Here is a 570-nt window from a genome sequence, read left to right as displayed (position 1 = left end):
CTGCCTCGCCCGGATACGTAATTGCAAAAACAAAATTGATTGTTCGCCAAAAAGTTGTTGTTTCGCAATATAAAATTTCAAAAGAAGGAACGGCAAATCAAATTGATTTTTTTCGCAAAGGCGTTATGCAGGTTAAAAGAGAAATTTCAAATCTGCGGGACATGACGCTTCAAACGGTTGGCAAAAAAGACTCGGAAATTTTTGATTCGCACCTGATGATTTTGCAGGATTCGTTTTTGATAGATGGCGTTATTTCTTTGATAAGAGACGAGAGATGGAATGCGGGCTACGCCTTTCATTTACGTATGCAAAAGCTAATAGAGAATTTTGAAAACAGCGATGGAATATTAAAAGAACGCGCTCAAGATTTAAAAGATATTTACAATCGCATGCTTATGTATTTGAACAGCAGCGAAAGCGATTTTGCCCTGCAAGAAGAAATTGAAGAAGGCGGTGCCGTGCTCACAGGGTTTTCCATAGGTCCAAATATGCTTATGAACTTTGAAAAAGGCAAGGTTTTGGGGCTTGCCGTAGATTCTGGCAGCGTAACAAGCCACGTTTCAATACTTG

General features: G+C 39.5%; 1 protein-coding gene. It reads left to right on the top strand.

Going from position 1 to position 570, the window contains the following annotated elements; all coding sequences use genetic code 11:
* On the top strand, nucleotides 1–570 hold a 570-nt coding region (locus tag ACYVRA_RS08335), incomplete at both ends, for a phosphoenolpyruvate-utilizing N-terminal domain-containing protein (RefSeq protein ID WP_461252262.1).

The organism is Treponema sp. R8-4-B8 (genome assembly GCF_054786175.1).
This window is presented reverse-complemented; position numbering and strand designations above follow the sequence as displayed.